General features: G+C 62.9%; 24 protein-coding genes. 10 read left to right on the forward strand and 14 right to left on the reverse strand.

Features of this window, described 5'->3' with window-relative positions:
- Positions 1–10: 10 nt before the first annotated feature.
- The 3 genes from AC0L24_RS04525 to AC0L24_RS04535 all read right to left on the reverse strand — a co-directional run bounded on the left by AC0L24_RS04525 (position 11) and on the right by AC0L24_RS04535 (position 2,964).
- Positions 11–1,279, reverse strand: coding sequence for an ABC transporter substrate-binding protein (locus tag AC0L24_RS04525; RefSeq protein WP_473563487.1), 1,269 nt, complete (start codon positions 1,277–1,279; stop codon positions 11–13).
- 285 nt (positions 1,280–1,564) lie between these two features.
- A complete protein-coding gene (locus tag AC0L24_RS04530) occupies positions 1,565–2,053 on the reverse strand; it encodes a GNAT family N-acetyltransferase (RefSeq protein WP_127326851.1) in 489 nt (162 codons plus the stop codon).
- A gap of 5 nt (positions 2,054–2,058) precedes the next feature.
- A complete protein-coding gene (locus AC0L24_RS04535; RefSeq protein WP_473563488.1) occupies positions 2,059–2,964 on the reverse strand; it encodes a transglycosylase SLT domain-containing protein in 906 nt (301 codons plus the stop codon).
- 181 nt (positions 2,965–3,145) lie between these two features.
- On the opposite strand from AC0L24_RS04535, the gene AC0L24_RS04540 reads away from it, so the two are divergent.
- On the forward strand, positions 3,146–3,715 hold the full coding sequence (locus AC0L24_RS04540) for a methylated-DNA--[protein]-cysteine S-methyltransferase (RefSeq protein WP_473563490.1): 570 nt from the start codon (positions 3,146–3,148) through the stop codon (positions 3,713–3,715).
- A gap of 34 nt (positions 3,716–3,749) precedes the next feature.
- Here the strand turns inward: AC0L24_RS04540 and AC0L24_RS04545 are convergent, their stop codons facing one another.
- A complete protein-coding gene (locus AC0L24_RS04545; RefSeq protein WP_023809723.1) occupies positions 3,750–4,079 on the reverse strand; it encodes a hypothetical protein in 330 nt (109 codons plus the stop codon).
- A 296-nt stretch (positions 4,080–4,375) separates the two neighbouring features.
- Here AC0L24_RS04545 and AC0L24_RS04550 point away from each other — a divergent pair, with 296 nt between their 5' ends.
- The 3 genes from AC0L24_RS04550 to AC0L24_RS04560 all read left to right on the forward strand — a co-directional run bounded on the left by AC0L24_RS04550 (position 4,376) and on the right by AC0L24_RS04560 (position 5,309).
- Positions 4,376–4,588 carry a cold-shock protein gene (locus tag AC0L24_RS04550; protein WP_010910991.1) on the forward strand — a complete coding sequence of 71 codons (213 nt, stop codon included), beginning with the start codon at positions 4,376–4,378 and terminating at the stop codon, positions 4,586–4,588.
- A 269-nt stretch (positions 4,589–4,857) separates the two neighbouring features.
- On the forward strand, positions 4,858–5,058 hold the full coding sequence (locus AC0L24_RS04555; protein ID WP_027039317.1) for a hypothetical protein: 201 nt from the start codon (positions 4,858–4,860) through the stop codon (positions 5,056–5,058).
- Positions 5,055–5,309, forward strand: a complete 255-nt coding sequence (locus AC0L24_RS04560; protein ID WP_127270430.1) for a ParE family toxin-like protein — start codon at positions 5,055–5,057, stop codon at positions 5,307–5,309. Before AC0L24_RS04555 ends, AC0L24_RS04560 begins: the two co-directional genes overlap by 4 nt.
- Before the next feature lie 31 nt (positions 5,310–5,340).
- On the opposite strand, the gene AC0L24_RS04565 is transcribed toward AC0L24_RS04560, so the two are convergent.
- The 3 genes from AC0L24_RS04565 to AC0L24_RS04575 form a co-directional block, all read right to left on the reverse strand.
- Complete coding sequence (locus AC0L24_RS04565; RefSeq protein WP_127322770.1) at positions 5,341–5,949, reverse strand: glutathione S-transferase family protein; 609 nt, start codon at positions 5,947–5,949, stop codon at positions 5,341–5,343.
- Between the two features lie 292 nt (positions 5,950–6,241).
- On the reverse strand, positions 6,242–7,090 hold the full coding sequence (locus AC0L24_RS04570) for an EAL domain-containing protein (protein ID WP_292700314.1): 849 nt from the start codon (positions 7,088–7,090) through the stop codon (positions 6,242–6,244).
- Positions 7,087–7,980, reverse strand: coding sequence for an EAL domain-containing protein (locus AC0L24_RS04575; protein ID WP_127321442.1), 894 nt, complete (start codon positions 7,978–7,980; stop codon positions 7,087–7,089). The genes AC0L24_RS04570 and AC0L24_RS04575 overlap by 4 nt, the downstream gene beginning before the upstream one ends.
- 208 nt (positions 7,981–8,188) lie before the next feature.
- Between AC0L24_RS04575 and AC0L24_RS04580 the strand changes: the two genes are divergently transcribed.
- Positions 8,189–9,391, forward strand: coding sequence for a pyridoxal phosphate-dependent aminotransferase (locus AC0L24_RS04580; RefSeq protein ID WP_127809579.1), 1,203 nt, complete (start codon positions 8,189–8,191; stop codon positions 9,389–9,391).
- Between the two features lie 62 nt (positions 9,392–9,453).
- Here AC0L24_RS04580 and AC0L24_RS04585 read toward each other — a convergent pair whose 3' ends face one another.
- Positions 9,454–10,971, reverse strand: coding sequence for an MFS transporter (locus AC0L24_RS04585; RefSeq protein ID WP_127396155.1), 1,518 nt, complete (start codon positions 10,969–10,971; stop codon positions 9,454–9,456).
- A 220-nt stretch (positions 10,972–11,191) separates the two neighbouring features.
- Between AC0L24_RS04585 and AC0L24_RS04590 the strand changes: the two genes are divergently transcribed.
- Positions 11,192–12,148 (forward strand): hypothetical protein, encoded by a 957-nt coding sequence (locus AC0L24_RS04590; protein ID WP_127809578.1) that lies wholly within the window; start codon positions 11,192–11,194, stop codon positions 12,146–12,148.
- A 147-nt stretch (positions 12,149–12,295) separates the two neighbouring features.
- Here AC0L24_RS04590 and AC0L24_RS04595 read toward each other — a convergent pair whose 3' ends face one another.
- A complete protein-coding gene (locus AC0L24_RS04595) occupies positions 12,296–12,700 on the reverse strand; it encodes a (R)-mandelonitrile lyase (RefSeq protein WP_127809577.1) in 405 nt (134 codons plus the stop codon).
- Positions 12,701–13,009: 309 nt separating this feature from the next.
- Here AC0L24_RS04595 and AC0L24_RS04600 point away from each other — a divergent pair, with 309 nt between their 5' ends.
- Together AC0L24_RS04600 and AC0L24_RS04605 are read left to right on the forward strand one after the other, a co-directional pair.
- Complete coding sequence (locus AC0L24_RS04600; RefSeq protein ID WP_127267438.1) at positions 13,010–15,061, forward strand: elongation factor G; 2,052 nt, start codon at positions 13,010–13,012, stop codon at positions 15,059–15,061.
- A 720-nt stretch (positions 15,062–15,781) separates the two neighbouring features.
- The gene (locus AC0L24_RS04605; RefSeq protein WP_127809576.1) at positions 15,782–16,279 is read left to right on the forward strand and encodes a methyltransferase family protein; all 498 of its coding nucleotides are present in this window, start codon (positions 15,782–15,784) and stop codon (positions 16,277–16,279) included.
- 24 nt (positions 16,280–16,303) lie between these two features.
- Here AC0L24_RS04605 and AC0L24_RS04610 read toward each other — a convergent pair whose 3' ends face one another.
- Together AC0L24_RS04610 and trxB are read right to left on the reverse strand one after the other, a co-directional pair.
- The gene (locus AC0L24_RS04610) at positions 16,304–17,200 is read right to left on the reverse strand and encodes a LysR family transcriptional regulator (RefSeq protein WP_023809733.1); all 897 of its coding nucleotides are present in this window, start codon (positions 17,198–17,200) and stop codon (positions 16,304–16,306) included.
- Positions 17,201–17,279: 79 nt separating this feature from the next.
- A complete protein-coding gene (gene trxB / locus AC0L24_RS04615) occupies positions 17,280–18,254 on the reverse strand; it encodes a thioredoxin-disulfide reductase (protein ID WP_127267436.1) in 975 nt (324 codons plus the stop codon).
- A 239-nt stretch (positions 18,255–18,493) separates the two neighbouring features.
- Here trxB and AC0L24_RS04620 point away from each other — a divergent pair, with 239 nt between their 5' ends.
- A complete protein-coding gene (locus AC0L24_RS04620; protein WP_013530077.1) occupies positions 18,494–18,973 on the forward strand; it encodes an Lrp/AsnC family transcriptional regulator in 480 nt (159 codons plus the stop codon).
- Between the two features lie 250 nt (positions 18,974–19,223).
- Positions 19,224–20,018, forward strand: coding sequence for a glycosyltransferase family 2 protein (locus AC0L24_RS04625; RefSeq protein ID WP_127809575.1), 795 nt, complete (start codon positions 19,224–19,226; stop codon positions 20,016–20,018).
- Positions 20,019–20,022: 4 nt separating this feature from the next.
- Here the strand turns inward: AC0L24_RS04625 and AC0L24_RS04630 are convergent, their stop codons facing one another.
- Genes AC0L24_RS04630 through rfaE1 form a run of 3 tightly spaced genes read right to left on the reverse strand, consistent with a single transcriptional unit; the run spans position 20,023 to position 22,748 of the window.
- Complete coding sequence (locus AC0L24_RS04630) at positions 20,023–20,682, reverse strand: HAD family hydrolase (RefSeq protein ID WP_127809574.1); 660 nt, start codon at positions 20,680–20,682, stop codon at positions 20,023–20,025.
- The gene (locus tag AC0L24_RS04635) at positions 20,675–21,247 is read right to left on the reverse strand and encodes a D-sedoheptulose-7-phosphate isomerase (RefSeq protein ID WP_127270425.1); all 573 of its coding nucleotides are present in this window, start codon (positions 21,245–21,247) and stop codon (positions 20,675–20,677) included. The genes AC0L24_RS04630 and AC0L24_RS04635 overlap by 8 nt, the downstream gene beginning before the upstream one ends.
- A 7-nt stretch (positions 21,248–21,254) precedes the next feature.
- A complete protein-coding gene (rfaE1, locus tag AC0L24_RS04640; RefSeq protein ID WP_127395769.1) occupies positions 21,255–22,748 on the reverse strand; it encodes a D-glycero-beta-D-manno-heptose-7-phosphate kinase in 1,494 nt (497 codons plus the stop codon).
- Positions 22,749–22,813 lie beyond the last annotated feature (65 nt).

Below are 22,813 nucleotides of genomic sequence, written 5' to 3' on the forward strand. Positions count from 1 at the left end.
CATCGTCGCGTCACCAGCCTCGGCCCTTCAGCTTGGTCAGCATCGCTTCGAGGTCGCCCAGATTGTCGGCGGCGGTGCCGTCGCCCGACAGCGTGTTGTGAACGGCGTTCCAGAACTGGCTCGAGGCCTCGTTGTATTTGATCCTGGCCGCGGCCGACGGGCGCGGCACCGCATTGAGAAATATCTCCTTCCAGCGCGGAATAATCGGCTGCTCCCTGGCAATGTCGGCATCGTCATACAGCGCCTGGATGGTCGGCAGGTTGGACGTCTTCAGCGCGCGGTATTTCTGCATCGCGGGCGAAGCGATGAACTTGACCAGCTCGATCGCGGCATCCGGATGCTTCGAATATTTGGAGACGGCGAGATTCCAGCCGCCCAGGGTCGCGACCGGTCGGGCGCCCTCGCCCGTGCCGGCCGGCAGCGGCGCCACGTCGAACTTGCCCTTGATCGGCGAGCCCTCGCCGTTGCCGAGCGCGTAGGCATAGGGCCAGTTGCGCATGAACACCGCATTGCCGGTCTGCCACACGCCGCGCGATTCCTCTTCCTGGTAGGCGAGCACGCCGGGCGGCGCGATCGTCCCGACCCAGCCCTTGGCCATGTCGAGCGCCGCCGCCGCTTGACTGTTGTTGACGGAGATGGCGCCGTCCGGCTCGATGATCTGGCCGCCGCCATTCGACATCACCCATTCGAGCGCGTCGCAGGTCAGCCCTTCATAGGCGTTGCCCTGGAAGACGAAGCCCCAGATATCCCGATTGCCGGCCGCACGCTCCTTGTCCATGACCAGCCTGGCGGTGTCCGCCAGTTCCTTCCAGGTGGCCGGCACCTTGGCGCCATATTTGTCGAGGAGATCCTTGCGGTAGTAGAGCGCCGGCGCATCGGTGAAGATCGGCAAGGCGACGAGCTTGCCGTTGACGGTCTGTGACTGGATGATCGATGGGAAATGCTCGGCCACGACGTCCTTGGTCGCTGCCGTCAGATCCACCAGCTGGCTGGCGAGCTGCGGTGCCCAGATCACGTCCGTCTGGTAGACGTCGATGTCACTGTTTCCCGCGGCGAGCCAAAGCCGGTATTGGCCGAACTGGTCGGTCCCGGACGTCGGCATGACGACGATGCTGACCTTGTTGCCGCTGTCTTTCTCGTAACGGTCGAGGATCTCGCGCAGCACCTTGATGCCGTCGCCGGTATCGCCCGACACCATCGACAGCTCGACGGCCCGCGCCGGCGTGCCAGCCAGAATGGCAGTGACGCCGAGCGCCAGGAATGCGCGAGAGAGTTTCATAATGGTGAATGTCCCTCCGCAGCCGGCCGCGGAAAATCCTCCCACCCGCCGGCAGCTTGTCAGGCCCTCACCTCCCATTGAATGCGAAGCGGCGCTTTTGGGTTCCCAAATCGCGCCGTTCCTGCGTGAGGCGACACCCATCAGGGGGTGTTGAGATTCAGGTCAGGCCGAGTCGAAAATGGTGGTTTCCGAGAACCGGAGCGGAGCGTATTTTTGGGTACGTGAGCACCGGAAGCGCAGGAAGCCATCATTTGCAGGCCGGCATCACCTGAATATCAGCACACCCTAGCCTTCCCAGGCGACAGGCATCATGCCCAGCCGCTCATAGAGCCGGACGGCGGCGGGATTCTCGACCGTGTTGGTCTTGAGGTCGACATGATCGGCGCCGCGTTCGCGAAAAACGGCGAAGGCGTGCCACATCAGCGCTTCGGCAACGCCCTTGCCGCGAGCCTCCGGATGAACGGCTAGATCCTTGACGAAGGCGCGGGTCCAGCACAGTGCCGCTGCCGCCAGCCGGCCCTTGGCGTCGATGACGAGAAAGCACAGTGCCGGGTCGAATTCGGGATCGTCGGCGATGCGCGGCCACCACTCGTCGAACGGACCGTCGGCGCCGTCGTCGAACACTTCGGTCAACAGCGCATGCAGGGGCAGCGCATCACCGGGCTCGAAGCTGCGCATGACAAAGCCGTCGGGCCAGTGCGGCGGAACCAGCGTCTCGTCGAGGATTTTGCGCAGCCGGATGTCGTTGAGAGCCGGCGGGCGCGGTTCAGGCATCGCGCTCAGGCGTCGGGCTGCAGGCGACGGCGCTGGCGGTCGCGGCCAAGGCCGGTCGCCTCGAGCAGGCCCTTGCGCTTGGCGTCGTAATAATAGCCGGTCTGGTAGAGCCAGTCGGCCTTCTTGGCGTTGCCGCCGGCCACCAGCCAGGCGCCGCGCAGATATTTCACCGCGTATTTCAGATTGGTTTCGGCATCGAACAGGCCCTTGGCCGGCCCGTCATAGCCCATGCCGCGCGCCGTCGCGTGTTTGATCTGCATCAGCCCCCAATGGCCGTTGTTGTAGGCTTTCGGGTTGAAGGTGCTCTCGCGGTTGACGACATGGCGCACCAGATCCACCGGCACCTGATAGATCACGGCGTATTTCTCGATCAGCCGCTCGACATCGCCACGCACGCCGGTCGCGTGTTCTTCTTGCACGGGCCCTGCCGGGAACTGGACCAGGGCCGCCGGGTTCTGCGGCACGACATAGGCGACCTGCTGGACGCCGGGCATACGATCGCCCTTGGCGGTTGCCGGCACGACCAGCCCCGCGGTCGTATAGGTCTCGGCCGCCTTGACCGGCTTGCTCGCATCTGCCGGCGGCGGCGCCTGCCAGGCATTGGCGGCCATGACCGCGGGCACGGCTGGTGCCGCCGGTGTCGATCCGGCAAAAGCGGCGGTCGCGGCAGCCGGCTGTGCGGCGGGATCGAGCGGCAGCTCGGCCGCCTGAACGGGGGCGATTCCTGATGATTCCGGCAGCACCGAAACCGTCTCCGGCAGCGGCACGGTGAAACCGGCGTCAGTGCCGGCGACGGTCGCTGTTTCGGTGAGAGCAGGCGCGGGCTTCATCTGCGAGGTCGACGTGCAGCCGCTGATGCCGACGGCGGCCAGGATCACGCCGATCGCGATAAGGTTGAGTTTTGCTGGCAAGCCGCGCTCGGGTCCGGTTTGTCGGGTTGTTAAGAAATTCCTTACACCAGCGATTCAGGCCGGGCAATCGGGGCGCTCAGGTGGTTTTCGGGTGGCGAGACGCAGGCGGTGATGCCATATTGTTCCGCATATGTACCGGGACGAATCCCGGATTTCGCCACTTTGCGGGAAGGAACGCATCATGGTCACGACAGCTTCGATCACGGCCGGCCACGCAGTGTTAGAAACAGTGATCGGTTTCATGGGCATTGCCTGGAGCGAAAAGGGCCTGATCCGGCTCTGCCTGCCCGAACGCAGCCCCGAAGCGGTGGAGCGACGCCTGCTGCGCCATGGCGGCGTTTCCAGTGCCACGGCGCAGCCGCCATGGGTGGTCGAGCTGATCGCGGCGATCAAGGCCTATGCGGCGGGCGAGGACATCGATTTCTCCGCCGTGCCGGTCGATCTCGACGGCGTCGACGATTTCCGCCTCGCCATTTACGACGCGGCGCGAAAACTCTCCTTCGGCAAAACAACCACCTATGGTGAGCTGGCCAAAACCGCCGGCCATGCCGGCCTCGCCCGCGAAACCGGGGCCGCCCTTGGCGCCAATCCGGTGCCGCTGGTCATCCCTTGCCATCGCATCCTTGCCGCCGGCGGCAAGATCGGCGGCTTCTCGGCGCCCGGCGGATCGATCACCAAGGAGAAGATGCTGGCCATGGAAGGCGTGCGCGTCGGCCCCCCGCCACCAGCGCAGGTGTCGTTCGGGTTTTGATGTACGCAGGTGCCTAATTGTTGTAGGCAGGTGCCTAGTTGTTGTGGAAGAACCGCCGGCGGAAATGCCGGTCATTGTCCGGCCGCTTGCAGTTGTAGACCGGGCAGGACTTTGTGTCGGCGCTCGGCACGTAGGCCCGTGTCCTCACCTCGCCCATGCTGCAGAATCGCTGGCTCTGCACATAGCGGTCGTAGAGCGGCAGTCCCGGCACCCGCTTCGACTGGTAGCGCAGGATGACCGCCCCTTGCCGGGCGATCGTCCCCTGAACCTTGCCGCAGCTCATACGCGTCGGGTCGTAGCGCGAGATCGCCTGCGCCTGAGCGGCGACAAGCGTCAGGCAGGCGGCAAGCAGAATGATTTTCATGGTCCTCTCCCCCAAAATCCCCTCCCAAGCGGGTGTGGATCGAGCGCCCACAGGCTCCGATCATCGCGACGCTCTCACGCGATTGGGGCGGCCATTGGGCGGCGCCCTCATCACGGCTTTCTCACGCAGTCTTGTTTTTCGTGCGAAAGCAGCCTATATGCCTTCCATTGATATTTCGGCCGATCGATCCGGGCCTCGCGATAATCGCGTTTGCTGACGTCTATCTCCAAAATCTCGATGCACACCGGCTGGACCTCGGTCCGGTCAATCTAAAGCAAATGTGAAGGACTATCTAAATGGCAACTGGAACGGTCAAGTGGTTCAACGCCACCAAGGGCTTCGGCTTCATTCAGCCTGACGCGGGCGGCGCGGACGTTTTCGTCCACATCTCCGCTGTCGAGCGTGCTGGACTGTCGACCCTGGTCGAAGGCCAGAAGATCAACTTCGAGATCGAGCAGGACCGCCGCACTGGCAAGTCGTCCGCTGGATCTCTGAGCAAGGCAGCCTGATTTTGCGATAGCGCGCGCCGGGCGAGAGCTCGGGGCGCGCGGCAAGTCACGGATGTACTGACAGTCGCGCGAGAAGCGCGCTGGAGCGGAAAGACCCGACAAGCTGGATCAGCAGATAGCTGCCAGCCCGGACCGGACCCTCCCGATCAGGCTACCAAGCATGGAAGGCGGGATTTATCCCGCCTTTTTGCTGTCTGGGGTTAGGTGCTGCAACGGGCGCTACAGTCCCACCGGTGGTACTTTTAGCCTAGTAGTGGTATCATTCGGCCATGACCAAGCTTGAGCAAATTGAAAAATCCGTTGCGGAACTGAGCCCTGAAGAACTGAAGGCGTTTGCTGCCTGGTTCGAAGCGCTTCGGGAGGATATGTGGGATCGGCAGATCGAGGCCGATGCGAAGGCCGGCCGATTGGATAAGCTTGCCGAACAGGCACTGACGGACCATCGCGCTGGTCGGACGCGGCCTCTGTGAATCACGTCGCCTCCCCATCGTTCTGGGAGGCTTACGAAAAACTGCCATCGGCGATCAGAGCAAAAGCGGACAGGCGTTTTGAAAGACTCCGCTCCCACCCTTTTGATCCCTCGCTGCATTTCAAACAGGTCGGACGCTACTGGTCTGCGCGAGTTGACGACAATTACCGGGCTGTTGCCACCCGCACCAACGATGATGTGATCTGGTTCTGGATCGGCACCCATGCGGACTATGATCATCTCTTGAAGTAGCTACCCATCCGCCCACCTGGCGCGGGACAAACTACCCCATCCACCCGATCAGCACATGCCCCGGATCCGCTTCCACTCGGCCAAGCCAGGCCGCCACCGCCGGATAGGCGTCGAGCTGGAAGCCGCCCTGCTCCGCCGTATGCGTATAGGCATAGAGCGCGATGTCGGCGACGCTGAGCGCGCTGCCGGCGAAGAAGGCATTGTTTTCCAGATGCCTGTTCATCACGCCGAGCGCCTTGTTGCCGCGCTCCAGCGTCACCGCCAGCCGCTCCGGGGTCGCATCCCCAGCACGTTCGGGGAAGGTCAGCAGCGCCTTGCGCACGGCGATGTAAGGCTCGTGGCTGTATTGCTCGAAGAACAGCCATTGATAGGCAAGCCCACGCTCATACCTGTCCGCCGGCAGGAAGCGTGTGCCTTCGGCGAGATAGAGCAGGATGGCGTTGGATTCGGCCAGCCGCCGGCCATCGTCGAACTCGAGCAGCGGCACCATGGCGTTCGGATTCTTGGCGACAAAGTCGGCTTTGCGCGTATCGCCGGTGTGCGAACTCACTTCGACATTGGTAAAGCCAAGGCCAAGCTTGGCCATCAGCAGGCGCGGCTTGTAACAATTGCCGCTGTCGATCATGCCGTAAAGTATCATGGCTGTTCCCCGGAGCACTGTCTCCGCGCGATTATCGCAGCGGCGGCGGTCTCAACCAATGATTTGTTTTGGTACGACGATCAGCGCCGCTGATGTGTGAATCGCCGAAAATCTGAGGCCGTTGAAGGGCATGTCGAGATTCAGGTCAGGCCGAGCCGAAAACGGTGGGTTCCGAGAACCGGAGCGGAGCGTACTTAAGTACGTGAGCTCAGTTCTACTGCGTGGCAGTAGAACTAGGGAAGCGCAGGAAGCCGCCGTTTGCAGGCCGGCATCACCTGAATATCGACATGCCCTAGCCAAAGAGGGGCACGACCTTGCTGTCCCGGCCCAGCAGCGCATCGATGACCAGCGGTTTCTCCTCGAATACCGTGCCGGCCAAGGCCGGACGGGCAAGGAGAAAACCCTGCAGCAGGTCGACGCCGCCTTCGAGCGCGACGCGCAGATGGGTGGGCTGCTCGATGCCTTCGACCAGCACCTTGGCGCCGCGGTCATGCAGGCTGGAAACCAGCGGGCGGAAGAACCGTTCGGCGGCAGCGTGGCGGCAGAACTCCGCGAACCAGGTGCCGTCGATCTTGACGATGTCGGGCTTGAGCAGGCTCACCCGCTCCTCGGTCGAGTGCCCGGTGCCGAAATCGTCGATGGCGATGCGGATGCCGTCGCGCCGCATCTCGCGCACCAGCCGCACGAGAAGCGCATCGTCCGCCGCCTGTTCGGTGATTTCGCAGACCAGCATGGCCGGCGCCAGGCCGAACTCGCCGAGATGCCTGGTCATCAGGCGAATTTCGGGCAGTGCCCGCCCGGCATGGTCGTTGATCAACGGGTTGTAGTTGAAGAACAGGTCGAGCCCGTCGACGCCGATGTTGCGGAAATTCCTCAGATGCAGCGCCCGGCACATGGTTTCCACAAACAGCCGGTCCGAGACCGCAACGCTTTCAAAGAACACCTTCGGCGCGCCGGGGCGGCCGGCACGGTGCGGCTCGATCAGGGCTTCGGCCGCCACCGCGTGAAGCGACCGGCCGCGCGGCGCGAAAATCGGCTGATAGGCGCTACGCAGCCGGAACTCGCCATAGATGCCGTATTCGATGCCGACTTCGTCGACCTGGATCGCATCGCCGACATTGCGCCGCCGATCGTCTCTCATGTCGCCACCCGGCGCCCGAAGGCCTTGACCGGCCGCGCCGAAGGCATTGCCGCGGCAGGAGCAGCCGTGTCGACGGCAGCAGCGGCAGGCGCCTGCCTGGCCTTGTCGAAGACGCCAAAGCTGGTCGGCGCCAATTCGGGCCGCGCCAGCACGAAACCCTGCACCATCGACGCACCCGATTTCTCGGCGAGCTCCAGTTGCCAGCCCTCCTCGATGCCTTCGAACACCGTATGGATACCTTGCTCCTCGAAGTTCTTCACCATGGTGGTCAGCAACGCAAAGCCGGCGCCGGACTCCATCAGCTGCGTGATCCAGTAGGCATCGAACTTGACGATATCCGGCTTCAATTCCTTGACCCGATTGATGTCGGAATCGTCGGCGCCATAATCGTCGACGGCGATGCGAAAACCGTTGGCCCTCAGTGCCGCGACGAAGCCGTGCAAGGCTTCCTGCGACGCCGACCGCTGCTCGGTCACCTCGCAGACGACGCGACGCGGGTCGATGCCGGCCTCGTGCAGCACGAGCCGCATTTCGCGCAAGGCAGCGTCGGCAACGGCGCGTTCGGTGAACACTGACGGGTCGAAATTGACGAAGATCGATGCTTCCCGCGGCAGGCAGGCACCGGCGTTGAGAAGATGCAGCGTCCTGGTCAGCGCCTCGATATGCAGCCGGTCGGCGGCCGGACAGGTCGAGAAGAAATTCATCGGCGATTGCGGCTCGCCGTCGCGGAACGGTCGGATCAGCCCTTCGAACGCGACCACTGACAGCTTGCCTTCCTTGAAAGCGAAGATCGGCTGGAAGGCGCTTTGCAGCGTGTAGATACCCCAGACACCGGTGGAGGTGCCGTCGTCCTGACGGATGATGTGGGCAAGCCCGACGCTGCGCGACACGGTTCCTCGCTCCGCAATTGGTCTGCCATCCTGCCACTCAAGCCTCTACCGCTCGTTAATGAATTTATTGTTGCCGACCCCGGGTCCCGATCACAGCTCCTTGAGACCTGGATCAGCCGACAATGCTTGCGTTGCGCGAAATCATGCGACATGAGAAGCGCCGCGGTCGCTCCTGGCCGCGCCGATCTTCCATGGAGACGTCAAGCTCATGGCCTTTCTTGCCGACACCCTTTCCCGCGTGAAGCCTTCCGCCACCATCGCGGTCACGCAGAAAGCGCGCGAGCTGAAAAATGCCGGCCGTGACATTATCGGGCTCGGCGCCGGCGAACCGGATTTCGACACGCCAGACAACATCAAGAATGCGGCAATCGAGGCGATCCGCCGTGGCGAAACCAAGTATCCGCCGGTTTCGGGTATCGTGCCGCTGCGCGAGGCGATCGCAAAAAAGTTCAAGCGCGAGAACAATCTCGACTACAAGCCCGAGCAGACCATAGTCGGCACCGGCGGCAAGCAGATCCTGTTCAACGCCTTCATGGCGACGCTGAACGCCGGCGACGAGGTCATCATTCCTCGCCCCTATTGGGTCAGCTACCCCGAGATGGTGGCCATCTGCGGCGGCACCTCCGTGTTTGCCGACACCTCGATCGACAATGGCTTCAAGCTGACCGCTTCCGTGCTGGAAAAGGCGATCACGCCGAAGACCAAATGGCTGCTGATGAACTCGCCGTCGAACCCCTCGGGTGCCGCCTATACCGAGGCCGAACTGCGCGCGCTGGCCGACGTGCTGTTGAAGCATCCGCATGTCTGGACGCTGACCGACGACATGTACGAGCACCTGACCTATGGCGATTTCGTCTTCAGGACCATCGCCGAGGTCGAGCCTAAGCTCTACGAGCGCACGCTGACCATGAATGGCGTGTCGAAAGCCTATGCAATGACCGGCTGGCGCATCGGTTATGCGGCGGGTCCGGTTCAACTGATCAAGGCGATGGACATGATCCAGGGTCAGCAGACATCGGGCGCCTGCACCATTGCGCAATGGGCATCCGTCGAGGCGCTGAATGGCCCGCAGGATTTCATCGCCAAAAACAAGGCGATCTTTCAAGGCAGGCGCGACCTTGTCGTGTCGATGCTCAACCAGGCGCGCGGCATCACCTGTCCGTCGCCGGAAGGCGCCTTCTATGTCTATCCTTCCTGCGCCCAGCTGATCGGCAAGAAGACCAAGGCTGGCAGGCTGATCGACACCGACGAGACCTTCTGCTCGGAACTGCTCGAAGCCGAGGGCGTCGCGGTGGTGTTCGGCTCGGCCTTCGGCCTCGGGCCCAACTTCCGCATCTCCTACGCGACCTCGGAGACGCTTCTGGAACAAGCCTGCACACGGATCCAGCGTTTTACGGCTTCGCTGACCTGACCGACGCACTATGAACGCAAAAACCCGGCTTCACCGCCGGGTTTTTTAATGGGCCGTCAGCCTCACGCCTCGTGCTTGGTCTCTTTGGCCGAGCGCGCCTCGGCCGGCGCCAGCACGGCAACCAGCAATGCGGCGGTGAGGAACGCGCCGATCGCTGCCGTCAGCATCGCGGCGTGGAAGCCGCCGGCATAGGCGGCAGCATAGAGTTCATGCACGCCGCTTTCGCCCATCGCCGCATCGGTTGCGAAATCATGCCGTGAAATCGCAGCACGGGCGACCGCTTCCGCGTTGGCGACACCGGCATCGCCGAGATACCCGGTCAAAAGGTTGGTTGCCCGCATGCTCATCAAGGCGCCGAGCAAGGCGATGCCGATGGCAAGGCCGCTCTGGCGGGTGGCATTGATGACCGCCGACACCATGCCCGAGCGTTCGCGCGGCGCATAGGACATGGCGGCAGCGCTGCCGGTCGGGATTGCAAGCGCGTTGCCGAGGCCGCCAATGGCGAACAGAAGGCACAGCATCGCGTAGGACGTCGAAGGGCCGGCCCAGCACATGCCGAGCATGGACAGGCCGATAGCAACATAGCCGATGGTCATCAGCGCAGAGTGACCATAGCGGGCGCTCAGCCTGCCGATCCATGGCGACACCACGATCTGGACGATGAAGGCCGGCGCCATGCGCAGGCCGGTCTGCGTCGGCGACCAGCCCTGCACCTGCTGCAGGAACATCGAGAAGAAGAAGACGCTGGAATAGGAGGTGAAGCCGAGCGCGAACGAAGCGACATTGGCGACGGCAAAGCGGACATCGCGGAACAGGCCAAGCGGCAGCATCGGGCGTGCAGTGCGCGCCTCGAAGCCGAGGAAAGCAGCCAGGCCGACGACGCCGGCGACCAGCGCCGCGACCGTCCTTGGCTCGCCCCAGCCATTCTCGCCGGCCGAGATCAGGCCGAAGGTCAGCGCCCCCAGCCAAAGGATGCTGAGAGCCAGGCCGACGAGGTCGAGATGGGCATGTTCGGGATGCGCCGTCTCGTTGATCGAAACAGCACCGAGCGCGATCGTGATCAAGCCCAGCGGCAGGTTGATCAGGAAGATGCTTTGCCAGCCGACGGTCTCGACCAGGATGCCACCGAGGACGGGACCAACGAGCAGAGAGATGGCGGCGAACGACGCCCAGCCGCCAATGACGCCAGCGCGCTGGCGCGCATCGGGAAAGGCCTGCGTCAGGATCGACAGCGCGCCTGGAATGAGCAGCGAGCCGGCGATGCCCTGTACCACCCGGCCGGCCAGCAGAACCGGCAGATTGGGCGCGACGGCGCAGATCAGCGAGCCGGCCACGAAGATGCCGACGCCGGCCAGCCACGAGCGCTTGCGGCCATAGCGGTCGCCGATCAGGCCGGACGACAGCATGAAGGCGGACAGGCACAGCGTGTAGGCGTCGACCACCCATTGCAGGCCGCCGAAATCGGTTTGCAACGCCTGCTGGATGGTCGGCAGCGCGACATTGACGATACTGACGTCGAGCAGAGCCACGAACGAACCAAGATAGATAGCGGCGACCAGGGGCAGACGGTGCTTTGACATGGCTATATCCAGACGTGAGTTAGAGGCCATGCAGGTGCTACAGTCAAAGCCGAAGTGGCTCCGAGGGACGTTGCCGGCCGGCATGGCGTGCGAGCCAGACGCGCGAAATCAGCTTACAATCCGGGAAACGTGCGCAGCGAACCCGCGGACCATCGTCATATGACGACGAGGAAGCCGGCCGCATTCGATCAACCATGAAGCCTCGGAAGGGAGATGCATCATGGCCAAAGGCGGCAATCCATCAAACAATCACGACGGCGAATTCATAGTGTCCGGGCCGGGCACTGAAAATACCGAGCGGTTCAAGCAGGCGCTCAGTGTTTCATTTGCCGAGCAGACAGCCACATCAATGAACTATTTCAAGCAGTCGGACCCTAACGACGAGGGCCAGATCTCCGCTCTTGGCGAGGCAAAAATTGATTACCTGAAAGCACAGTCGGGCTGTTACTGGACCGAGGAAACTGAAAAATGGACCAGGGCAAAACTGAAACGCTTTGCCGATCGCAACGATCGAAAGCGAATTCTAGGCAACAGTTTCGATCGCTCCGAAATGGTTGTCTTGCCGCGCCGCAAAGATGGGGCGATGCCGATGGAAACGCGGCAACTGCAAGGCGATCCCTATGAGTATTTCCATTTTTGGCCTGGCACCTTCGGTAACTACAAATACAGCTGGTTCAACCGGACCGGGGACGGACGCATTCTGCGAGACGAATCTTACGAGTGGGATGGAGCGCCGGATTTGGGCGGCTTGGTATTTTTCGAAAACAACAGCGCCGGCGATAGAGATTACCTGCACGCCATGCTCGAAAGCGGCATCTGGTTTACCTACACTCCCAAGAAGACCGGCCGGCTCGACTTGTTTGCGGAATTCGTCTCCACCTACGACACAAGGTACAGGTGGATGCGTGACGAAATCGGCTACAGCCACACCAGAGTCCTTCAGGCGACCGATGTCGTTTTTGGCACCTTTTCAGGCGATCAAGCCGTGGGACGAGATTACCGAAGCAACAGCACCCTTGTCGATTTTCAGCGTTGGTTTGAAGGGGACGTAGGGGGGGTCTCCGATTTCGGAGAAAATGGCTTTGACGACGGAACAATACACAATTTTTTTGGGCGGCCGGGCGCAATGGTTTTGCCGGACAACCGATCGAGATTTTGGTCGGCTGCAGGGTCTTGATGGACTGCTATCTCAACGATGTCAGCATCAGGGCGTGGGAAGGCGCCCGGCGGAGGCTGAATTTTCTGGGCGTCAGAGTGGTTTAAATGCCAGCGGTTTTGCAGCTGGCGCGACGATCGCTGCGGCAGGAAGCCTGCCCTCCGCCGGTTAGGTGTCTCGGCCGCCAAACTGCTCGTCGGTGACCCCCTCCAGCCAATCGACATGGACATCGTCGAGCGCCTCCTGCATCGCGATATGCGTCATCGCCGATTTGGGCGCCGCGCCATGCCAGTGTTTTTCGCCAGGCGCGAACGAGATGACGTCGCCGGCCCTGATCTCCTGGATCGGGCCGCCCCACGTCTGGGCAAACCCGGCGCCCACCGTCACGTACAGCGTCTGGCCAAGCGGATGCGTATGCCAGTGGGTGCGCGCGCCCGGCTCGAAGCTGACCAGCGTGGCCCGCAGCCGCGCCGGCGCCTCTTTCTCGATGATCGGCGTCTGCAGCACCCGGCCGGTGAAGTATTTTTCCGGCGCGATGACGGTCGGCACGCTGCCGCAGGCAATGATCTTCATGGGTCGATGGTCCTTCAAACAGCGGGCGATGGGTCGCCTGTTTTCAGTTTCGGCCGATATCGGTCGACGTGCAACAGCTTCCCGCTGCCAGCCCAGCATATGATCCGCACGGTCCACTGCCGAGCAAAGGGTTTCTATTTTTCTTGCCCTGCCGGCAAACAAGTGGGACGATGGCTTTGGGCAGGTGGCACTTGAAAAGAACCCGCCCGCGACGGTCGAACAGGCCGGCCGCCGCTCAGGACCGATTGACCAAGCCTGAACCATACATGCCAGTCGGTCCTACGGGAAACGCCTGAGTGGAGGTCAGTCATGGGTACTCGCGCCGGAGGACGACGCACGGGACCGAAATGCATTGCCATAGTCGGTCCCTTCGCAAGCGGTAAGACGACACTTCTCGAAGCCATATTGGCCCGTACGGGCTCAATTCCCCGACAAAATCCCGTTTCATCAGGTAACACCGTTTCGGATCATTCGCCCGAGGCGCGCGCCCACGCCATGAGCGTCGAGGCGACGGTCGCCACGACCGAATTCATGGGCGAGCAGATCACCTTCGTCGACTGTCCCGGTTCCATCGAATTCTCTTTCGAGGCCGAACCGGTGCTGGCCGCCTGCGACCTCGCGGTCGTCGTAGCCGAGGCCGATGAAAAGAAGATCCCTGCCCTGCAACTGATCATGCGCAAGCTCGACGATCTCGGAGTGCCGCGCATTCTGTTCCTCAACAAGGTCGACAAGGCAATCACCGGCGTGCGCGACACGCTGAAGATGCTGCAGCCGGCCAGTGCCGTGCCGTTGCTGCTGCGCCAGATTCCGCTGCGCAAGGACGGTGTCGTCATTGGTTCGATCGACCTGGCGCTGGAGCGCGCCTACATCTATCGCGAATATGCCGAAAGCGAGGTGGCGCAGATTCCCGGCGACGACAAGGCGCGCGAGCTCGAAGCGCGTTTCTCGATGCTGGAGACGCTGGCCGACCATGATGACCAGTTGATGGAACAACTGCTCGAGGAGATCGAGCCGCCCAAGGATGCGATCTTCGACGACCTCGCCGCCGACCTGCGTGACGGTGCGGTGATCCCGGTGCTGATCGGCACCGCCGAAAAAGGCAACGGCGTGCTGCGCCTCCTGAAGGCGATCCGCCACGACGCACCCGACATCGAGGCGACCCGCAAACGGCTCGGTGCACCCGACGGCGCGGCTACCCTGGTCCAGGTGATGAAAACCATCCACACCTCGCATGGCGGCAAGCTGTCGGTGTCGCGCATCCTCTCCGGTCAGGTCGTCGACGGTTCCGAACTCTGGCTGCCCGGCGGCGACACGGCCAAGGTTTCCGGCATCTACCGGATGCTCGGCAAGGACCAGTCCAAGCTCTCCATCGCCAAGGTCGGCGACACGGTGGCACTGGGCAAGCTGGACGAGGTCAAGACCGGCCAGACGCTGAGCTCGGCCAAGGGCGGCATCAAGCCGCTCGTCCAGTTCGAGCCGCCGCAGCCGGTCTTCGCCTTCGCGCTCCGCCCCAAGGAGCGCAAGGACGAAGTGAAGATGTCGGCTGCCATCCAGCGGCTGGCCGAGGAGGACCCCTCGCTCAGCCTGCGCCACAATCAGGACTCGGCCGAAACCGTGCTGTCGGGCCATGGCGAGATGCATCTGCGCGTGGTGCGCGAGCGGCTGGAAGGCAAGAACCAGATACCGGTCGAAGGTCATCCGCCGGCGGTGCCCTATCGCGAGACGATCCGCAAATCGGCGCAGCAGCGCGGCCGTCACAAGAAACAGTCCGGCGGCCATGGCCAGTTCGGCGACGTGGTGATCGAGATCAAGCCGCTGCCGCGCGGTTCCGGCTTCCAGTTCACCGACACCATCACCGGCGGCGTCGTGCCCAAGACCTACATCCAGTCGGTCGAGACCGGGGTCCGCGACTATCTGAAATCCGGGCCGCTGGGCTTTCCGGTCGTGGATGTCGCAGTCAACCTGTCGGACGGCTCCTATCATGCGGTCGATTCCTCCGACATGGCTTTCCAGATGGCGGCCAGGCTGGCGATGAAGGAAGGCATGGCCGCGTGCTTGCCGGTGCTCCTGGAGCCCGTGATGAAGGTCGAGATCGTCACCCCCTCCGACGCCACCTCGAAGATCATCGCTCTCATCCCGCAGCGGCGCGGCCAGATCCTCGGCTACGACGCGCGACCCGACTGGCCGGGATGGGATGTCGTCGAGGCAACCATGCCGCAAGCCGAGATCGGCGACCTGATCATCGAGTTGCGCTCGGCGACCGCGGGCGTTGCCAGCTATCGTGCCGTCTTCGACCACATGGCCGAACTCACCGGCCGTCTGGCCGACGACGCCATGAACACCAACGGCAAGGCTGCCTGATGGCGTGGCGTTCCTCTCGAACCTGATTCGGGGGAACAAAAGAAAACGACGTCCGGCGGGGACCGGACGTCGTTTTGTTCGCGGACCGTTTCCTTGGGAGGTAAAACGTCAGGTCCGCCGCATTTGGTACCGCCGAGTTCGGCGGAAAAACGGTTCGGACGCGGTAGCCGCCTGAGCCCGGGCCGTACGAGTGATGCCCCCATCTCCCGTCCGAACCACACCGCGTCCTATGATCTACATAGCAGGTCGCGGGCGTCCGGGATATGTTACCAGAGGTTACATGTCACCGTTACGTGGCAATTGTGATGGAATTTTTGGCCGGCCCAGCAGGGTACAGGCAACAAAAAAGCCGGATCAATGAAGATCCGGCTGAGTTTGATTGGAGTGCCTGTTAAGGCTAACCTCCAGAGGGGAACACTCGAGGGCGCTAATGGGAGGAGAACGCGCCCAGGAGATGATCTATATATGTGCTCATCATGCCCAAGAAACAAGCATCTATTTTGCAACACACACATGCAAAAAGACGCAGGCTGTGGTCTAACCCATTCCAGAAGCCAATAGGACCAGCAAAATCGTCGAAATGGAGCGCTGAATCGGGCAATTGCAACTACAGAATCGCTAATCTCGGCTGGCTTCCGGCTCGAAATGCCAAAACTGGGCAATGATGTGGAAGCGGGCAGCAGGCGTGCATTTCTAAGGCAATCGCGGAGCAAGCAGCCAATGCGGAGGTTTTCGGCGATCGCCGGCAGTGCGGCCTTCTTCATCGCGGCGCCGTGCGTGGTTGCCGGGCTGGTGCCCTGGCTGTTGACCGATCGCTGGGGCTTGCCCTGGTCGGGCCTGCCGGGCTTTGCCCCTGTTGGCGGGCTTCTGATCGTTGCCGCGGGCGCGGCACTCCTGCATGCCTTCGGCCATTTTGCGCTTGAGGGCCTGGGCACACCCGCACCGGTCGCCCCGACCGAGAGGCTGGTGATAGGCGGCATCTACCGCCATGTCCGCAACCCGATGTATGTCGCCGTGCTGTCGATCATCCTCGGCCAGGCGCTGCTGTTCTCGAGCTGGGCGCTGGTCGCCTATGCCGCCGTCAGCGCTGTCTCCATGGGCGCCTTCGTCAGGCTCTATGAAGAGCCGACGCTTAGCCGCCGTTATGGCGCCGAATACGAGACCTACCGCCGCAACGTGCCCGGCTGGCTGCCTCGGCTGATGCCCTGGCGGGGATAATCCCGCAGGGCGTGAAAACGAAAATCAGAAGGACCAGCTTCGGGCTTTGGCGATGATGAAGTCCCGGAACACATGCAGCTTGGCCTGGTTCTTCATCGCGTCGGGATAGGCGAAATAGGTGTCGAAAGACGGCACCTCGGTCTCCGGCAGCAGCTGCACCAGATCGGAGTCCTTGCTGATCACATAGTCGGGCAGCATGGCGATGCCGGCACCGCCCTGCACCGCCCGCTTGATCGACAATATGTCGTTGATCTGCAGCGTCGGCACCCTTTGTCCGCCTTCGAAATCACCGACCGTTTCCAGCCAGTTCAGCTCCGACAGATGCGACGGCACCGGCACGCCGAAGGTGACGATGCGATGGGCCTTCAGCTCGGCGACGGAAGACGGCTTGCCGTGCTTGGCGACATAGGATGGGGCCGCGTAGAGGTGGAAATGCACGGTGAACAGGCGGCGCTGGATCAGGTCCGGCTGCTGCGGCTGGCGCAGCCGGATGGCGCAATCGGCCTGGCGCATGGTGAGATCCAGCTCCTCGTTGGCGAGGATCAACTGCAGGCTGATTTCGGGATAGAGTTCGATGAATTCCTGCACCCGCTCGGTCAGCCAGCCGGCGCCCAGCCCCACCGTCGTTGTCACCCGCAGCACGCCCGACGGGCGATCCTTGGTCTCGGTCAGCCGGGACTTGATGGTCTCCAGCTTCATCAGCACGTCATGCGCCGTGCGAAACAGCATCTCACCTTGCTCGGTCAGCACCAGCCCGCGGGCGTGGCGGTTGAACAGCGGCACGCCGACATCATGCTCGAGCGCGCTGACCTGCCGCGAGATCGCCGATTGCGACAGATGCAATGTCTCGGCCGCATGGGTAAACGACCCCGCCTCCGCCGCAGCGTGAAACACGCGTAGCTTGTCCCAGTCCAACGCCATGATTCCCCTCGTTCTGTTTTGGCGTCTGAATGAAAAATCAGGCTTTTACACGGCGTTTCTAAGCCGCTCTCTGAACTCTCTACTCGGCCGCTTCGCGATGCACTTCGATGCCGGCCAGATACTTCTCCGCCTCGAGCGCGGCCATGCAGCCGAGCCCCGCTGCCGTCACCGCCTGGCGGTAGATATCGTCGGTCACATCGCCGGCCGCGAACACGCCCGGCACATCGGTGCGGGTCGAATCCGGCGCTGTCCACAGATAGCCGTTCGGCTTCTGCTTGAGCTTGCCGGCGAACAGTTCAACCGCCGGCGCATGGCCGATGGCCACGAACACGCCGTCGATCTTGAGGTGCGACACCTCGCCGGTCACCGCATGCTTGAGCTTCAGCCCCTCGACCGAGGGCGGCAGCGGCGTCTTGCCGGGTCGACCGGTGATCTCATCGACGATCGTGTCCCAGATGACGCGGACATTGTCCTTCTTCAGAAGCCGCTCGCGCAGAATACGTTCAGCGCGAAAATCGCTGCGCCTGTGGATGACCGTCACGCTCCTGGCGAGATTGGACAGATAGAGCGCCTCTTCCACCGCGGAATTGCCGCCACCGACCACCGCGACATCCTTGCCCCTGTAGAAGAAACCGTCGCAGGTGGCGCAGGCCGAGACTCCAAAACCCATGAAGTCCTGCTCGGTCGGGATGCCCAGCCATTTCGCTTGCGCGCCGGTGGCGATGATCAGCGCGTCGGCGGTATAGGTCGTGCCGGAATCGCCCTTGGCGCGGAACGGTCGCACGTTGAGGTCGACCTCGGTGATGATGTCGTTGATGATGTCGGTGCCGACATGCTCGGCCTGTTTCAGCATCTGCTCCATCAGCCACGGACCCTGGATCGGGTCGGCGAAGCCGGGATAGTTTTCGACATCGGTGGTGATCATCAACTGCCCGCCCTGCTGCAGGCCGGCGACCAGCATCGGCTTCAGCATGGCGCGGGCGGCATAGACCGCCGCCGTATAGCCGGCCGGGCCGGAACCGATGATGAGAACGGGCGCGTGCTTGGTGGTCATCTAAAGCCTCTGCGGAGGGCTGCCGGCAATTGCGGCATGATCATTGTCGCGCGTAATGTAAGTGTTGCCCACGACGCCAGCAAGGCAAGTTGGAGTTCGTCCCCGGAAAGCTTTGTCGCACCTGTCGGCCGCTGATCCCGCGAAATATTCCGGGCGAAGGATGGAATGGACAGCGAAGTCGTTTAATTACAAAATCACGCAAGATTCTTGCGTATTACCCCTCATGATCGAGAGCCCACATGCCCCTCAAGGCCGACCTCGACGCCATCGACTGGAAGATCCTGCGCGAATTGCAGGGCGACGGCCGCATGACCAATGTCGAACTGTCGAACCGCGTCGGCATTTCGGCGCCGCCATGCCTGCGCCGCGTCAAGCGCCTGGAGGAAGCCGGCATCATCCGTGGCTACCGTGCCTTGCTCAATGCACCAGCGCTCGGCCTCGATGTCGTTGCCTTCTGCCTGGTCGGCCTGCATCATCAGGCCGATGCCGAGCTGCGCATCTTTGCCGAGCGCACCCGCGGCTGGCCGATCGTACGCGACGCCTGGATGGTGTCGGGCGAATCCGATTTCCTGCTGCATTGCGTGGCGAGCGACCTTGGCGCCTTCCAGAGCTTCGTCATCGAGGAACTGACCTCGACCCCGAATGTCGACACGGTGCGCACAGCGCTCACCATCCGCCGGGTCAAGGACGAAGGGCTGGTCTCGTTCGCACAGCCTTGAGCGGGTTGAACCGCAACGAGCTTTCGCCGATGTCGCTTGAAGGCCTCGCCATATCAGCGCCGCTTTGGCGTTCGATAGCTCTCCTGTGAAGCCGGAATTTCTGCCGCAGCCGTCTTGTTGGTTTCCTAGAGCAATTCCAGAAAAAGTATGTAACGGTTTTCCCGGGTAAAGCGCATAGCGCTTTCGGGATTGCGTAAACAGGGGCGCAGGGCAGCCCAATTCCGAGAACAGTGTGCCGTGGGGTGGGACGATGACTCGATTTTCTAGCCCGGTTTCGGCGCTGGTCATCTGCATGAACGAGGCCGACATGATCGGCGAGTGCCTGGAAAGCGTCGATTTCTGCGCCGAGATCATCGTCGTCGATTCGGGCTCGACGGACAGCACTCTGGACGTCGTCAATGGGTACATCGCCAAAGGCTACCCGATAAGGCTTTTTCACAACGATTGGCCGGGCTTTCCTCGTCAGCGGCAATTCGCGCTCGATCAGGCCACGCAACCATGGTGCCTTTCGATTGAAGCCGACGAGGCCATCGACGACGTGCTCAGGCAGTCAATCACGAATGTGACCCAGCTTGGGAATGACGCCTTCGACGGATGGTACATCAGACGCCGCGACAAGCTGAAGGGCTATGGCTATGCGCACCGCTGGGTGCTTCACAACAGGCTGCTGCGTCTTTTCCGCCGCGACAAGGCCACGATGGACCTCAATCTGCGGGTCCATGAGTCGTTCGAGGTGCCAGGCGAAACCGGCACGATAGAAAATGGCGTGCTGCTGCATCGCCGCGAAATGACTATTGCCGAGGATCTGGCAAGGGCCAACACCTACTCCAGCCTCAAGGTTGCCACGCTTGTCGAACGAGCCAAGAAGCCCGGCCTGATAAGACTGGTGCTGTCGCCTCTCGGCAACTTCCTGAAGTTCTACCTGGCCAAGCGCTACTTCCTGTGCGGCCGGCACGGGTTCGTCTATTCGATGCTGGTGATGCTGTATTCGTTCGCGACAGAGGCCAAGCTTTATGAAGCCTGGCGAGACAAAGACCGGACGTAAGCCGTTACGGCGCGCCCGAGGCGGCGCCAAGTGCACCTATTGCGGCGATCAGGCCGTCGAAATCCGCGCGCTCGCACCAAGGCCGAATTGTGAAGCCCGATCGGACAGCCGCTTGCCCGTCTACCAGCCAGCCCCGCGCGAGGCCGGCGCGTTGTCCCGCCTCCATGTCGGCCTCCTTGTCGCCGACGATCAGCGAACGCCGCAGATCGAGCCCGAGGCGCCTTGCCGCCTCCAGCAGCATGCCCGGATTGGGCTTGCGCATCGGATGATCGGCAACCGCAAGCACACCGGAGCCAGCTTCGTGATAGGCGCAGGCGACGACCATATCGACGAACGCATTGTCGGCGCGCAGCAGCTCGAGCACGCGGCAATTGACGGCAGCGAAATCGCCCCAGCCGAAATAGCCACGCGCGATGCCCGACTGGTTGGTGACGATGATGACCGGAATGCCAGCCCGGTTGGCGGCGGCTATCACCGCGGCTATGTCCGCGCGCAGCACCATTTCGGCAGGATCATCCGGATAGCCCGTATCGACATTGATGGTGCCGTCGCGATCGAGGAACAGCGCCGGCGAGCCGGCGGCGAACACCCTTGAGCCGACCCGCTCGACCCATAGGCCCGGCTCCGCCAGCGGAAAGCGGCCAGAGGTCGTGGAATCAGCCATTGCTGAGGCGCGCTTCGACCACCTCGCACAAATGATGGTAAAGGCACAGATGCCCCTGCTGGATGATCGGCGTCGAGGTCGACGGCACGTTGAGCAGGATATCGGACAGAGGCTTCAGCTTGCCGCCGGTGTCGCCGGTCATGCCGATCACCGTCATGTCCATCCTCCGCGCCTGTTCGGCGGCGGCAAGGATGCTCGGCGAATTGCCGCTGGTCGAGATCGCCAGGAGCACGCCGCCGGCAGCGCCATGCGCCTCGACCTGGCGCGAAAACACCGTGTCGAAGCCATAGTCGTTGCCCCAGGCGGTCAGCACCGCTGCATTGGCCGGCAGCGCGATGACATTGTAGGCCTTGCGCTCCTTGAGAAAGCGGCCGACCAGTTCGCCGGCAATGTGGATGGCGTCGCTGGCCGAGCCGCCATTGCCGGCGATGAGCAAAGCTTTCCCCGACGAAAGCGCAGTCACCACGGCGCTCGCTGCCCGCTCCATCTCACCGGTCAGGTCCCGTTCGACCATGGCTGATATGGCAGCCACGGAGCGGACAAGGTAATCGTTCAACTCGGACATGAAACCCTCAGTTTGTGGTGCCGCCGGCGCGCAATTTGCCAATGGTGTTGGTGGTGCTTTTTCCGGCGACCAGATCGACCAGCACGACGCGTCCGCCGGCCTTCTGCACCACATCGGCGCCGACCACGGTGTCGACCGTGTAATCGGCCCCCTTGACCAGTATGTCGGGCAGCAGCGCTTCGATCAGCGCCAGCGGCGTATCTTCCTCGAACACCACGACCGCATCGACCGAGGCAAGTGCTGCCAGCACGCAGGCGCGGTCGTGCTGGTCGTTGACCGGGCGCCCGGCGCCCTTCAGTCGCCGCACCGAAGCATCGCTGTTGAGGCCGAGCACCAGCCGGTCGCATTGGCTGCGCGCCGCGTGCAGCAAGCTGACATGGCCGGCATGCAGGATGTCGAAGCAGCCATTGGTGAAGCCGACGCTCAGGCCCTCTTCCTTCCACGCCGCCACCATGCGCGCGGCCGACGTGGCGTCGAGGATGGCGTCCTTGTGGGCCGTCGGCCCATGCGAACGGAACAGCGCGCCGGTGAGTTCCTCGACCGTCAGCCGCGCGGTGCCGCGTTTTCCCACCACGACGCCACCAGCGGCATTGGCGATCGAAGCGGCCATGACCGTATCGGCGCCCACGGCCAGCGCCAGCGCGAAGCTCGCGATCACCGTGTCGCCGGCGCCCGAAACGTCGAACACTTCGCGCGCCTGGGTGGCGATGTGGCGCGCCTCGTCGGGGCCGACCACGCTCATGCCCTTTTCGCTGCGCGTCGCGACCACGAAATCGAAACCATGTGCCGAAATCAGCTCGCGTGCGGCAGCCACGATCTCGTCATCGGCGAACACCGCATGGCCGGCGGCCTCGCCGAGTTCCTTGCGGTTGGGGGTAATGGCGGTCGCCCCGGCATAGCGCGCATAATCGCGGCCCTTCGGGTCGACCAGCACCGGCTTTCCAGCCTCGCGGCAGATGGCGATCAAGTCGCCGGCGACGCCGTCGAGCAGGATGCCCTTGCCGTAATCGGACAGGATGACGATGTCGGCGTGCGCCAGCGCGGCGCGGAAATGCCGGATCAGGCCGGCTCGCTCCGCAGCGCCGAGCGGCTTGATCTCCTCTTCGTCGAAACGCAGCACCTGCTGGTTGAGCGCGCTGAAGCGGCTTTTGGACGAGGTCATGCGACCACGCTCCTGCGCGAGGCCCGCCGTATCGGCGCCAAGCTCGCCGAGCATCCGCACCAGGCTATCGCCTGCCACATCGGTGCCTATGACCGAGACGGGAATAGCGGCAGCGCCGAGCGAAACGATGTTGGCCACGACATTGCCGGCGCCGCCCATGGTCGAGGTCTCGCCGCGCCCGTGCAGCACCGGTATCGGCGCCTCCGGCGAGATCCGCTCGATGACGCCGTTGACGAAACGATCGAGGATGAAGTCGCCGACCACCAGCACTGTGGCCTGGCCGAACCGCGCAATGGCGCGGTGCAACGGTTCGGGAGAAGGCGGATTGTGCTTGATCATGTCACTGGCAACACAGGGAAAAGGCCGATTTCAATCTCATAAGTGCTCATCAATCGACTGGTCGG

The organism is Mesorhizobium sp. WSM4809, from assembly GCF_055811655.1.